1 pseudogene is annotated in these 320 nt (G+C 59.4%); it reads right to left on the bottom strand.

Annotated elements, in window-relative coordinates:
• A pseudogene (locus J1C52_RS15185) lies at positions 1–320 on the bottom strand (hypothetical protein); the annotation flags it as partial.

The following is a 320-nucleotide window of genomic DNA, read 5'->3' as shown; positions in this document are numbered from 1 at the left end:
TTGTTTCTTTCTCTAGATAGTGATGTGTCGCCTGTGCCTGACGCAACATCCTGATCTTCGTCCTCAGTATCGAAGGCCGTGAAGCGGAAGAGCCAAGGCGCGAACTTGCCGTTGGGCTTCTCGCGTCTCAGCTCCAGCTCGGACGCCTCGAGTTCTGAAAGCAGCTCGGTGAGGTACTGGCGGGAGATGCCCATTTTCGACGCCAGGTCGACGAGGGTGAAGGCAGCCGTCCCGCGCGGCAGCCCGTTGTAACCCTCTTTCCACGCAATGGCGTCGAGGATGACGGTCGCCAGCTTGTGGGCGGAAACGGATAGCTCTGT

It is taken from the genome of Roseibaca sp. Y0-43, assembly GCF_020667835.1.
Taxonomy (GTDB): Bacteria; Pseudomonadota; Alphaproteobacteria; order Rhodobacterales; family Rhodobacteraceae; genus Roseinatronobacter.
Note: the sequence above shows the minus strand (reverse complement) of the source record. Positions and strands in the feature narration are given on the sequence as shown.